Here is a 12,292-nt window from a genome sequence, read left to right as displayed (position 1 = left end):
CCCCCCCCCCCCCCCCCCCCCCCCCCCCCCCCCCCCCCCCCCCCCCCCCCCCCCCCCCCCCCGCTCCCACAAGGATCTTCGTCGCTCTGGGGCAAGCGCTGTTTTTCGAAAGTGTTTTCAGCCGCGCTTGGCCCGGTAGATTCGGAAACCCTGTCCTTCAGCCTTGATTGCACACACGCCCAAGTGCTCTTCGATCAGCGGTTGATACTTCAGGAAGCTGTTCGCTACCAGCCGAAGTTCGCCGCCGTTTTTCAGATGTTTAGCCGCTTTTCGCAGCAAGTTCTCGGTGGCGAAGTAATCGGTGTGTACGCCGACATGGAACGGTGGGTTGCTCAGAATCGCGCTCAAACCCATGGGCGCGGCATCGATGCCGTCACCGGTCATCACCTCCGCGTCCAGGCCGTTGGCGGCCAGGGTCAGGCGACTGCTGGCAGCAGCAAACGCATCCACATCGAGCAGGGTGACCTGGTTGTGCGGATAACGCCGCTTGACCGCCGCCCCCAACACACCCGCGCCGCAACCGAAGTCCAGCAAGTGGCCGCTGGGCAGTTTGTCCAGATGTTCCAGCAACAGGGCGCTGCCGCGATCCAGTCGACCGTGGCTGAACACGCCCGGCAGGCTGATGACTTTCAATGGGCCTTCGGCCAGTGGCAGTTCGTAGGTCTGTGCCAGGCTTTCCAGTGACTTGGCTTCTGGTGCATTGGCCACGGTGACCTGCCAGAGCTGGCAATGCCGTGCGCTGTCGAGCTTGCGGGGTTTGCCGAAGGGGTTCAACTGCTTGGCCGCGCCTTCGATACCACTACGTTTTTCGCCCACCAGGTACAACTCACGGCCAGCCAAACGAGAGGCGAGGGCGTTGAGGATGTAGTCGGTCAGGTCTTTGGACTTGGGCAGAAACACCACGGCACTGTCGAACTCGCGCTCCGGTGCATTCACGCCGAAATGGCTGCGCTCGGCGAAACGGGCGTCCAGCGCTGTTTGATCGCCGGCGTGCCAGCACCAACCATGGGCATCGGGCAAGCGGCCCAGCAAATCATCGGCGGGCAAACCGGCCAGCAACACCGAACCCTGGAATAACTCGGCCTGACGAAGCAGTACTTCACTGCGCGGATCCATACTCTGCTCCTGGAAAAAAAGTGCCGCAGTTTATCAACTGACGACCCGCAGCGCTTGACCGCTGAAGTAGCCGCGGGCGTTTTCGGTCAACTGGCCAACGATTCGCTGCCGCGCCTCGCGACTGCCCCAGGCGTTGTGCGGGGTGACGATCAGCCGTGGAATATCCTGGGCCAGCAGCGGATTGCCCGCCGTGGGTGGTTCGACGCTCAATACGTCGGTGGCCGCGCCGCCCAGATGACCGTTGCGCAGGGCATCGGCCAATGCTTGCTCGTCAATCAAGCCACCGCGCGCGGTGTTGACCACGAAGGCCCCGGGTTTCATCGAGGCCAGTTCGCGGGCGCCGATAAAGTGGCGAGTGTGTTCGTTGAGTGGGCAGTGCAGGGTCAGGGCGTCGATTTGCGGCAGCAGCTCATCCAGCGGCAAACGATCCGGTCGGGCAGGACGCCCCGGAATCTGCCCCAGCATCACGCGCATGCCGAACGCCTCGGCCAACCGCGCCACGGCACTGCCCAGTTCACCGTGGCCAAGCAGGCCGAGGGTTTTGCCTTCGAGTTCGACGATTGGATAGTCCAGCAGGCAGAACTGTTTCGCCTGTTGCCAGCGACCTTCGGCGACCGCCTTCTGATAATCGGCCAGGCGCGTCGCCAGATTCAGTAACAACATGATCGTGTGCTGAGCCACCGACGGCGTGCCGTAACCCTGGCAGTTGCAAACGGTGATCCCGTGGGCGCGGGCGGCGGCGAGGTCGACGTTGTTGGTGCCGGTGGCGGTGATCAGGATCAGCTTCAATTCCGGGCTGGCCGCCATGGCCGCTGCGTCGATCACAATCTTGTTGCTGATCGCGACGCTGGCGCCTTTGAGGCGTTCGATCACCTGATCAGGCATTGTTTGCGCGAACAGCTGCAAGTCGCTGAAGCACTCGCGAAGTGGGTTGAGATTGAGATCGCCGAGGTCCAGGGACGGATGGTCGAGGAAAACGGCGCGGCGAGAGTTCGTCATCAACTGTACCTTTTGTGCATTGAACTGAAGGCGTAATCTGCCGAGCCTACCAGATGAAACAATTGGTCATGCTGCCGAAGGCTGCGTTCGCTGTAGGAGCGAGTCTTGCCCGCGAAGCAAGCACTGCGGTGTATCTGATGCACCGCGTTTTCGTTCTTCGCGGGCAAGCCTCGCTCCTACAGATTGCATTACGGTTGGCGGTGGCCACAGGTTTCACAGATGACGTCCATCCTGGAAATTTCAATTGATCGCCCTGCCCAAAGGAGCCCCCATGTACTGGACAGAGTTCTTGACCGTTGCCCTGATTCACCTGCTGGCCGTCGCCAGCCCCGGCCCGGACTTCGCCGTGGTGGTGCGTGAGAGCGTGACCCACGGGCGCCGTGCCGGAACCTGGACGGCGCTGGGCGTCGGCTCGGCGATTTTCCTGCACGTTGGTTATTCGCTGTTGGGTATCGGGCTGATCGTGTCTCAGTCGATCGTGCTGTTCAACGCCTTGAAATGGGTCGCCGCCGCGTATCTGCTGTACATCGGCTTCAAGGCCTTGCGCGCGCAACCGGCCAAACGGGTGGCTGATGACCTGCATCAGGAGGCTGGCGAACGCACCGCGCGGGGCGCTTTCACCTCGGGCTTCGTGACCAATGGCTTGAACCCCAAAGCCACGCTGTTTTTCCTGTCGCTGTTCACCGTGGTGATCAACCCGCACACACCATTGGCGGTACAGGCCGGTTACGGGATTTATCTGGCAGCGGCGACGGCAGTCTGGTTCTGCCTGGTGGCGATGCTGTTCAGTCAACAGCGTGTGCGCGCCGGTTTCGCCCGCATGGGCCACTGGTTCGACCGGACCATGGGCGCAGTGTTGATTGCCATTGGCGTGAAGCTCGCGTTCACCGAGATGCATTGATCAAACACTACTCTGCCGAACTGCGCGGTCCCTCGTAGGAGCTGCCGCAGGCTGCGATCTTTTGATCTTCAGCGGTATCGAAATCGCTCAGGGCCAAAAGATCGCAGCCTGATTCAGCTGCGCATCCGATATACAAACGAATCCCTGCAAATGCTGGCGCAAAGCTAGCATTTGTACAGCTGTGCAAATCATCCCTTTGGCTGATTTGGCTGGCGTTCAAGGGCTCTAGAGTGCTTAGCTTTAGAAACCAAGACCGTGCAGTCAGAAAAGGGACTCTTATGTTGCAGACTCGCGTTATCCCCCCAGCCGAGGGCGCTTACCAGTATCCGCTGTTGATTAAACGGCTGCTGATGTCCGGTGCCCGTTACGAAAAAACCCGCGAGATCATCTACCGCGATCAATTGCGCTACAGCTATCCGACCCTGATCGAACGGGTCGCGCGGCTGGCCAATGTGCTGACGGCCGCAGGCGTGAAGGCCGGGGATACCGTGGCAGTGATGGATTGGGACAGCCATCGCTATCTGGAATGCATGTTTGCCATCCCGATGATCGGCGCGGTGATCCACACCATCAACGTGCGCCTGTCGCCGGAACAGATTCTCTACACCATGAACCACGCCGAGGACCGCTTCGTGCTGGTCAACAGCGAGTTCGTCGGGCTGTACAAGGCAATTGCCGGGCACCTGACCACCGTGGAGAAAACCCTGCTGTTGACCGACCTGCCGGAAAAAACCGCCGACCTGCCGAACCTGATTGGCGAGTACGAGCAATTGCTGGCCACCGCAAGCCCGCAATACGACTTTGAAGACTTCGACGAAAACTCGGTTGCCACCACGTTCTACACCACCGGCACCACGGGTAACCCCAAAGGCGTGTATTTCACCCACCGGCAACTGGTGCTGCACACCATGGGCGTGTCGACCATCATGGGTTCCATCGACAGCGTGCGCCTGCTGGGTACCAACGATGTGTACATGCCGATCACCCCGATGTTCCATGTGCACGCCTGGGGTTTGCCGTATGTAGCGACCATGCTCGGGCTCAAGCAGGTCTACCCCGGCCGTTACGATCCCGAGTATCTGGTGGAGTTGTGGCGCAAGGAGAAGGTGACCTTTTCCCACTGCGTGCCGACCATTCTGCAAATGGTCCTCAATGCCAAAGCGGCGCAAAACACCGATTTCGGCGGCTGGAAAATCGTCATCGGCGGCAGTGCGCTCAACCGAGCACTGTATGAAGCAGCCAAAGCCAAGGGCATTCAGTTGACCGCCGCTTACGGCATGTCGGAAACCGGGCCATTGGTATCGTGCGCGCACCTCAACGATGAGCTGATGGCCGGCACCGAAGACGAACGCACCACCTACCGGATCAAGGCCGGTGTGCCGGGCCCATTGGTCGAGGCGGCGATCGTCGACACCGACGGCAACTTCCTGCCTGCCGATGGTGAGACCCAGGGCGAACTGGTGCTGCGAGCACCGTGGCTCACCGAGGGCTATTTCAACGAACCGCACAAAGGCGCAGAGCTCTGGGCCGGGGGCTGGTTGCACACCGGCGACGTGGCGACCCTGGACAGCATGGGCGTGATCGACATTCGCGACCGGATCAAGGACGTGATCAAGACCGGCGGCGAGTGGATCTCCTCCCTGGACCTGGAAGACCTGATCAGCCGCCACCCTGCGGTACGCGAAGTAGCAGTGGTGGGCATCGCCGATCCGCAGTGGGGCGAGCGGCCGTTTGCGCTGTTGGTCGTCAGGGAAGGGCATGAGATCGGGGCCAAGGAACTCAAGGAGCACCTCAAGCCGTTCGTTGAGCAGGGGCACCTGAGCAAGTGGGCCATCCCGAGCCAGATCGCCATTGTTACTGAAATTCCCAAGACCAGTGTCGGCAAACTCGACAAGAAGCGCATCCGCGTCGACATCACCGAATGGCAGGCTAACAACAGTACCTTCCTCTCGACGCTTTAAGCGTCATCTGGCGCGCCGAAAACGGCGCGCCAGACCCACCAAGCAAGCGCTTGGCTTGTGAAATCCGAATTTTCAGCCATCCTTGCCGTGCCGACATGTGTCGGACTGGCGAAAGGACTGTTCCAGAGTGGCCGGCAGCTGCAAATCACACTTTAGAGGGATCAAGCACTACTACCTGCTGGCTATAGTCCGCTCAAGGAATTTTTAAGAACGGAGCGCGCACAAAACGGGGCGATGCAACTTTGGCGTGACGTCGGAACCACTTGGCTTCCGGTCACCCACAACGTTTTTAAAAGTACTCAGCCATAACAATAATGCACATGGAGTAGCGTCGATGACATCAGTAAACCAGTTCTGGCGCCGGGCGAAACTGCCCCTGGCGGTCAGTCTTGCCTCTTCGCTCGCCGGGCCTGCATTCGGCGTCAGTTTCAACGTCGGTGAGATCGAAGGTCAATTCGACTCATCCCTGTCGATCGGGGCCAGTTGGTCTACTCAGAGCCCGAACAAGAACCTTATCGGCGTCAATAACGGGGGCCACGGCCTGTCCCAGACGTCTGATGACGGTCACAACAACTTCAAGAGCGGCGAAACCTTCTCGAAGATCTTCAAGGGCATCCATGACCTTGAATTGAAATACGGCGATACCGGTGTCTTCGTCCGGGGCAAATACTGGTACGACTTCGAGCTCAAGGATGAAAGCCGCGAGTTCAAAGACATCAGCGACAGCAACCGCAAGGAGGGCGCCAAGTCCTCCGGCGGCCAGATCCTCGACGCCTTCGTCTACCACAACTACGCCATCGCCGATCAGCCGGGTTCCGTGCGTCTGGGCAAGCAGGTCGTGAGCTGGGGGGAAAGTACTTTCATCGGCGGCGGCATCAACTCGATCAACCCGATTGACGTGTCCGCGTTCCGTCGTCCCGGCGCCGAGGTCAAGGAAGGCCTGATCCCGGTCAACATGTTCTATGTATCCCAGAGCCTGACCGACAACCTGTCGGCCGAAGCGTTCTATCAGCTCGAATGGGACCAGACGGTTGTCGATAACTGCGGCACCTTCTTCTCCCAGCCGGACATTATTGCCGACGGTTGCGACAATAACCTGCGCGTGCTGAACAAGCGCTCGACCATTCCGGCCATCGCATTGGGCCCATTGGCCAACGCGGGCGTCGACGTCAACGAGGAAGGTGTACTGGTGCGTCGTGGTCCTGACCGCGATGCGCGGGACAGCGGCCAGTGGGGCGCGTCCTTGAAGTACATGTTCGAACCGCTCGACACCGAGTTCGGCGCGTACTTCATGAACTACCACAGCCGGGCGCCGATCTTCAGCGCCACAGGTGCTCCGCAATCGATCTACAACGGCGTGGCAGCTTTGCCGGCGGCGTTCCGCGCGCTGGGGCCGCTGGTGGTCGCCGGTAATTCCGAGTACTTCGTCGAGTACCCGGAAGACATCCGTCTCTACGGCTTGAGCTTCTCCACCACGCTGCCTACCGGTACGGCGTGGAGCGGTGAGATCAGCTACCGTCCGAACGCGCCAGTGCAGCTCAACTCCACCGACATCCTGTTTGCCGGCGTACGCCCACTGGGCGGTGCCTTGGCCAACGCTTCGCTGCTCCCCGGTGTACCGGGTCAGGATTTGCACGGCTATCGCCGCAAAGAAATCACCCAGTTCCAGACTACTCTGACGCACTTCTTCGATCAGGTCATGGGCGCCAGCCGTCTGACCCTGGTGGGCGAAGTGGGCGTGACCCATGTTGGCGGCCTGGAAAGCAGCTCCGAAATCCGTTACGGCCGTGACCCGGTCTACGGTCCTGGTGAACTGCCGGCTACCGGCGGCCTCAACACCTGTTCGGCGATCCTCAACACCAGCACCATCAACGGTGCCGGCGCGGGTACTGCAACCAACAACCGCAGCCGTAATTGCGAAGACGAGGGCTTCACCACGGCGATGTCGTGGGGTTATCGCGGTCGCGCGATCTGGGAATACAACGACGTATTCGCCGGTGTGAACCTCAAGCCGAACGTGGCCTGGTCCCACGACGTGAGCGGTTACTCGCCTGGCCCTGGCGGCAACTTCGAGGAAGGTCGTAAAGCGGTGAGCCTGGGTGTCGATGCCGAATACCAGAACACCTACACCGCGAGCCTGGCGTACACCAACTTCTTCGACGGCAAGTACACCACCGTGGATGATCGCGACTTCGTTGCGCTCAGCTTCGGCGTGAACTTCTAAGCACTGTATTTTCAGGACGAACACATTTATGAAAATAACAAAGAGTCTGTTCCACGTTGGCGTTCTGGGGCTGTCGCTGCTGGCAACCGGTGTCATGGCGGCGGTTCCTGCGGCCGAAGCGGACAAGCTGGGCAAGAGCCTGACCCCGATGGGCGCCGAGATGGCGGGTAACGCCGACGGTTCGATCCCGGCCTGGAAACCCATGCCGAAAAACGCCGGTAGCGTGGACAGCAAGGGTTTTCTGTCTGATCCGTTCGCGAGTGAAAAACCGCAGTTCACCATCACCGCGCAGAACGTCGACCAGTACAAGGACAAGCTTGCGCCGGGCCAGTACGCGATGTTCAAGCGTTACCCGGAAACCTTCAAGATGCCGGTCTACCCGTCCCATCGCGGTGCCACCGTGCCAGACGAAGTGTTCGCCTCGATCAAGAAGAACGCCACCAACACTAACCTGGTGTCCGGTGGCAACGGTCTGGAAAACTTCGAAACCGCGATCCCGTTCCCGATTCCGAAAAGTGGCGTTGAAGTCATCTGGAACCACATCACCCGTTATCGCGGCGGCAGTGTGACCCGTCTGATAACCCAGGCCACACCGCAGCCGAACGGCTCGTTCAGCCTGGTGTACTTCGAGGACCAGTTCGTGTTCCGCGACAAAATGAAGGATTACGACCCGAAAAATCCGGGCAACATCCTGTTCTACTTCAAGCAGAAAGTGACCGCGCCGGCGCGTCTGGCCGGTGGTGTGCTGCTGGTACACGAAACCCTCGACCAGGTTAAAGAACCGCGTTCGGCGTGGGTCTACAACGCCGGGCAACGCCGTGTGCGTCGTGCGCCGCAAGTGTCCTATGACGGGCCGGGTACCGCTGCCGATGGCCTGCGTACCTCCGACAACCTGGACATGTACAACGGTGCGCCGGATCGCTATGACTGGAAGCTCGAAGGCAAGAAAGAGATGTACATCGCCTCCGACAGCTACAAGCTCGATTCGCCACAACTGAAGTACGCCGACATCATCAAGGCCGGTCACATCAATCAGGACCTGACTCGCTATGAACTGCGTCGGGTCTGGCATGTGGTCGCGACCCTGAAGGAAGGTCAGCGTCACATCTACGCCAAACGTGACTTCTACATCGACGAAGACACCTGGCAGGCAGCGGTGGTCGACCACTACGACGGTCGCGGACAACTGTGGCGTGTCGCCGAGGCTCACTCCGAGAACTACTACGACAAGCAAGTGCCGTGGTACGCCCTCGAAACCTTGTACGACCTGCAATCGGGCCGCTACCTGGCCCTGGGCATGAAGAACGAAGAGAAGTCGGCATATAACTTCGGCTTCACTGCCAGCACCGCAGACTTCACGCCGGCAGCATTGCGTCAGGAAGGCGTTCGCTAATACGTTGTAGACCGAGGCCGCATCCTCGAAAAGCGCCCCGACTGGTTCGGGGCGTTTTTTTTGCCTTCAAGAGATCGCAGCCTGCGGCAGCTCCTACAGGCTATACGTGTCGCAATGTCGCGGGTGAATTCGGTCGGTGTAGGAGCTGCCGAAGGCTGCGATCTTCTTGCTGACACTCAGGTGTTATGAGCTGGACATCTTTGTTCGTAGTCTTTTTGTAGCCATTTGTAGCAATAACCTTCAATAGCTCTTCGTTTACCGCTAGGCTGCGGACATCTGTAACGCCGCCATCAGCCTTTCAAACAAGAGCCGGCCATGACTGATCTGTCTCCATTTCCGGGCCCTGCAAGCGTTGCCGTCGCCACATTGGACGGGCGCTTTTTCCGGCCTCCGCTGCCCGATGGCCATGTGCTGCGGCCGCGTTTGTGCGAGCGTCTGAGCGCCGGCCTCGGTGGCAGGCTATTGCTGGTCAGCGCGCCAGCGGGGTTCGGCAAGAGTTCATTAGCGGTGGAGTTTTGCCAAGGGTTGCCGGGTCACTGGCAAAGCCTGTGGTTGGGGTTGAGTCTTCGGGACAGCGATCCCGGTCGTTTTCTTGAGCGCCTGCTCGAAGGTCTTCAGGAATATTTTCCGCAACTGGGCCGCCAGGCGCTGGGGCTGCTGAAAATGCGCCAACGCCATCAGCCGTTCGCCTTCGAAGAATGGCTGGACGGTTTGCTCGATGAACTGGCTGTGCACCTTTCACCCGCTACGCCGCTGTTACTGGTACTCGATGACTATCATCTGGCCCAGGGCCCGGTGCTTGATCGTTGCCTGCAATTTTTTCTCAATCATTTACCCGATGGCCTGCTGGTCATGGTCACCAGTCGGCAACGTCCCGACTGGCATCTGGCACGCCTGCGACTCTCGCGGCAACTGCTCGAGCTGCATGAGCAGGATCTTCGACTGACCCACGATGAAACCCTGAGCCTGCTTGATCGGCACAGCATTTCATTGCGTGGCGAGGCGCTGGAGAGTTTGATCCAGCGCAGTGAAGGCTGGGTGGCCGGGCTGCGCTTCTGGTTGCTGGCGGCCTCTGAGGCGGGCAGCGAGGGCGCGTTGCCCCAATCGCTGTACGGTGGAGAAGGGCTGATTCGCGATTACCTGCTCGAAGAAGTGATCGATTGCCTGCCCGCCGAGGTGCAGTCATTCCTGTACGAGACCGCGCCCCAAGAGCGCTTTTGCAGCGAGTTGTGCGACGCCGTGCGCGAAGCCCATGACAGTGCCGAGATCCTGCGTTTCCTGCTGGCGCATCAGGTGTTTCTGGTGCCGCTGGACGAACACGGTCACTGGTATCGCTATCACCACCTGTTTTCCGACCTGCTGCGCAGCCGGCCCACCGCCCAGGCGATAGTGCCGACGGCCAGCCTGCATCTGCGTGCCTGCCGCTGGTTCAACTCTCAAGGGTTACTCGATGAGGCGGTGGAGCAGGCGTTGCGTGCCGGGCATCTGGATGTTGCGGCGAATCTGGTGCAAAACCTCTCCGAAGAACAGCTGCTGGCCGAGCAGAACGTCGGCATGCTGCTGCGCTGGAAAATGGACCTGCCCGACAGCTTGCTGATCAGCACACCACGGCTGATCGTGCTCTACAGCTGGGCGTTGGGGCTGGCCTGCCAGTTGGACGCCGCCGAGGAGCTGGCCAGCCATTTGAGCCGTTTCTTGCCGGCGCCGTCGGCTACAGCGCAAAAATCCATGCTGGCGCAATGGCTGGCCCTGAGCGGCATCATCGCCCGGGGCCGAGGTAATCGCGAGCTGACGTTGCGCTATTGCACCGAAGCGCTGGAGAGCCTGCCGGCCAAACGCTATGGGCAACGCCTGATGTGCCTCTCTACATTGTCCAACCTGGCCATTGCCGACAGCGACCTCTGGCGTGCCCGGGAGTTGAATCGTGAGTCCCTTGAACTGGCACAACGAGTCGGTAATCCGTTGTTCGAGGCGCTGGCCCATTACGACCGCGCTCGTGTGCTGCAGGCGCGTGGGGAGATTCTTCGCTCACTGGATGAAGTCCGCCAGGGGCTGCAACGCCTGCAAGGCTTATCCCCGCAACGGCTGTACGCAGTGCGCGCGCGGCTGACGTTATACGAAGGATTCTTGCTGGCTCTGCGCTTGCAACCCCAGGCTGCGCGGGCACGTTTGCAAGCAGGGTTGGGCGAAGCCCGGGCCTGTCGCGACATCAGCGTGCTGATCGGCCATTGCGTGATCGCACGGCTGGATGGCCACAACGGCGAATTCGCAAAAGCCTTCGCCGAACTCGCCGAGGCCGAGCGTCTGATGCACATCTGGGATGTCCCGCCGATTTACTACCTGGCGATGATCACTCTGGTCAAATGCGAACTCTGGCTGGCCCAGGGCCGCACCGACCTCGCCGAAGCCTGGCTCACGCGATTGGGTCAGACTTACAACGGCGAGCATCCGGCGGCCCCCCCGGAGTTCCATCCGCAACTGCCGCTGCACATTGAACTGCAACAGGCGGTGCTGGACATGATGAAGGGCCAGCCCATGCTCGCCGAAGGGCGATTGAATGCGTTGCATGAACACGGTCAGCACAGCGGCCGGCAGATGCTCAGCGTGATGGCGCTCAGTCAGAAAATCATGCTGTTGCTGGCGGGCGGGCGCGAATCCGAGGCGCGCAAGGCGCTGGCCCAGGCTTTGGAAGCGGCTGCCGGAGGCGTCCTGCAACCGTTTGATCCATTGCTGGCCGAGCACTCGGACTGGCTGCGCGGGCAACTTCAACTCTGTGCACCGACGGCCGTTTCGCAAAGTCTCTCGGAAAAACTTCCAGCCATGGCCTCTCGGCCGGTGGTGGAATCATCGCCAGCTGCCGAACAGCTCAGTACGCGTGAACTGGCCGTTCTGCGACTGATCGCCCAAGGGTGTTCGAACCAGGAAATCAGCGATCAGTTGTTTATTTCGCTGCACACGGTGAAAACCCATGCCAGTCATATCAACAGTAAGTTGGGGGTTGAGCGACGCACGCAGGCGGTGGCGCGGGCGAAGGAGTTGGGGGTGTTGGTTTAATCGCTCAAGAACCTTCCACGGCAAACAAAAACGCCCCGAACAAGTCGGGGCGTTTTTGTTTGTATATTCCGGCCTGACTGACAGGCCGGAATTTGTGTTTACGATGAGAGCCGTCAGGCCACCAGATCGCTGGCACTGAAAGTATTGACACCCACCAACTGGATTTCGAAGTCCGCTCCGGCGTTGCCGCTGACGTTGCCCGAGAGCACATTGTCGATGAAACGTACCTGGCCTGCGCCTGTGAAGTCATTGGCACCGATAAAGCTGAAGCCGTTGAAGCCACCCTGCAACAGATTGGCGTCGAATTTCGTCAGGTCGATCTTGTCGCCTTGCAGGCTGTTGAAGTCGGTGATGATGTCGCGCGAGCTTCCGGTCCCCGTCTCATTCCAGGCATTGAACACAAATACGTCGCCACCTGTGCCACCTGTGAGCGTGTCGATGCCCAATCCGCCGATCAGGGTGTCGTTGCCGACGCCACCATTGATCAGGTTATTGCCGTCATTTCCGGTTAACACGTTGTTTAGGGCATTACCGGTGCTATTGAGGTTGGCGTTACCTGTGAGGACAAGGTTTTCCAGGTTGGCGCCCAGGGTCCAGTTCACCGAGGCGCGCACGGTGTCGATTTCACTGGCCAGGGTGCTGGC

General features: G+C 60.1%; 8 protein-coding genes. 5 read left to right on the top strand and 3 right to left on the bottom strand.

What is annotated here, in order from left to right; all coding sequences use genetic code 11:
* Positions 1-117 precede the first annotated feature (117 nt).
* Both AC1RQB_RS27705 and AC1RQB_RS27700 read right to left on the bottom strand, forming a co-directional pair.
* Complete coding sequence (locus AC1RQB_RS27705) at positions 118-1,116, bottom strand: methyltransferase (RefSeq protein WP_008072132.1); 999 nt, start codon at positions 1,114-1,116, stop codon at positions 118-120.
* Positions 1,117-1,149: 33 nt separating this feature from the next.
* Complete coding sequence (locus tag AC1RQB_RS27700; protein ID WP_063342556.1) at positions 1,150-2,115, bottom strand: 2-hydroxyacid dehydrogenase; 966 nt, start codon at positions 2,113-2,115, stop codon at positions 1,150-1,152.
* Positions 2,116-2,386: 271 nt separating this feature from the next.
* On the opposite strand from AC1RQB_RS27700, the gene AC1RQB_RS27695 reads away from it, so the two are divergent.
* The 5 genes from AC1RQB_RS27695 (at position 2,387) to AC1RQB_RS27675 (ending at position 11,648) form a co-directional block, all read left to right on the top strand.
* Positions 2,387-3,016, top strand: a complete 630-nt coding sequence (locus tag AC1RQB_RS27695; RefSeq protein WP_063342558.1) for a LysE family translocator — start codon at positions 2,387-2,389, stop codon at positions 3,014-3,016.
* Positions 3,017-3,294: 278 nt separating this feature from the next.
* Positions 3,295-4,977, top strand: coding sequence for a fatty acid--CoA ligase (locus AC1RQB_RS27690; protein ID WP_008072129.1), 1,683 nt, complete (start codon positions 3,295-3,297; stop codon positions 4,975-4,977).
* Between the two features lie 334 nt (positions 4,978-5,311).
* Complete coding sequence (locus AC1RQB_RS27685; RefSeq protein ID WP_063342559.1) at positions 5,312-7,201, top strand: DUF1302 domain-containing protein; 1,890 nt, start codon at positions 5,312-5,314, stop codon at positions 7,199-7,201.
* A 28-nt stretch (positions 7,202-7,229) separates the two neighbouring features.
* Positions 7,230-8,594 carry a DUF1329 domain-containing protein gene (locus AC1RQB_RS27680; protein ID WP_008072127.1) on the top strand — a complete coding sequence of 455 codons (1,365 nt, stop codon included), beginning with the start codon at positions 7,230-7,232 and terminating at the stop codon, positions 8,592-8,594.
* Positions 8,595-8,909: 315 nt separating this feature from the next.
* A complete protein-coding gene (locus tag AC1RQB_RS27675; RefSeq protein WP_063342560.1) occupies positions 8,910-11,648 on the top strand; it encodes a winged helix-turn-helix domain-containing protein in 2,739 nt (912 codons plus the stop codon).
* Positions 11,649-11,761: 113 nt separating this feature from the next.
* Here AC1RQB_RS27675 and AC1RQB_RS27670 read toward each other — a convergent pair.
* A partial coding sequence (locus tag AC1RQB_RS27670) for a calcium-binding protein (protein WP_493095447.1) occupies positions 11,762-12,292 on the bottom strand: 531 nt, incomplete at its 5' end.

The sequence above is a fragment of the Pseudomonas sp. GW822-FHT02E03 genome, from assembly GCF_058802325.1.
Note: the sequence above shows the minus strand (reverse complement) of the source record. Positions and strands in the feature narration are given on the sequence as shown.

Bases quoted from the DNA above. Each gene is read 5' to 3' on its own strand.
- AC1RQB_RS27705 (WP_008072132.1), bottom strand. From the start codon at position 1,116: ATGGATCCGCGCAGTGAAGTACTGCTTCGTCAGGCCGAGTTATTCCAG.
- AC1RQB_RS27700 (WP_063342556.1), bottom strand. From the start codon at position 2,115: ATGACGAACTCTCGCCGCGCCGTTTTCCTCGACCATCCGTCCCTGGAC.
- AC1RQB_RS27695 (WP_063342558.1), top strand. From the start codon at position 2,387: ATGTACTGGACAGAGTTCTTGACCGTTGCCCTGATTCACCTGCTGGCC.
- AC1RQB_RS27690 (WP_008072129.1), top strand. From the start codon at position 3,295: ATGTTGCAGACTCGCGTTATCCCCCCAGCCGAGGGCGCTTACCAGTAT.
- AC1RQB_RS27685 (WP_063342559.1), top strand. From the start codon at position 5,312: ATGACATCAGTAAACCAGTTCTGGCGCCGGGCGAAACTGCCCCTGGCG.
- AC1RQB_RS27680 (WP_008072127.1), top strand. From the start codon at position 7,230: ATGAAAATAACAAAGAGTCTGTTCCACGTTGGCGTTCTGGGGCTGTCG.
- AC1RQB_RS27675 (WP_063342560.1), top strand. From the start codon at position 8,910: ATGACTGATCTGTCTCCATTTCCGGGCCCTGCAAGCGTTGCCGTCGCC.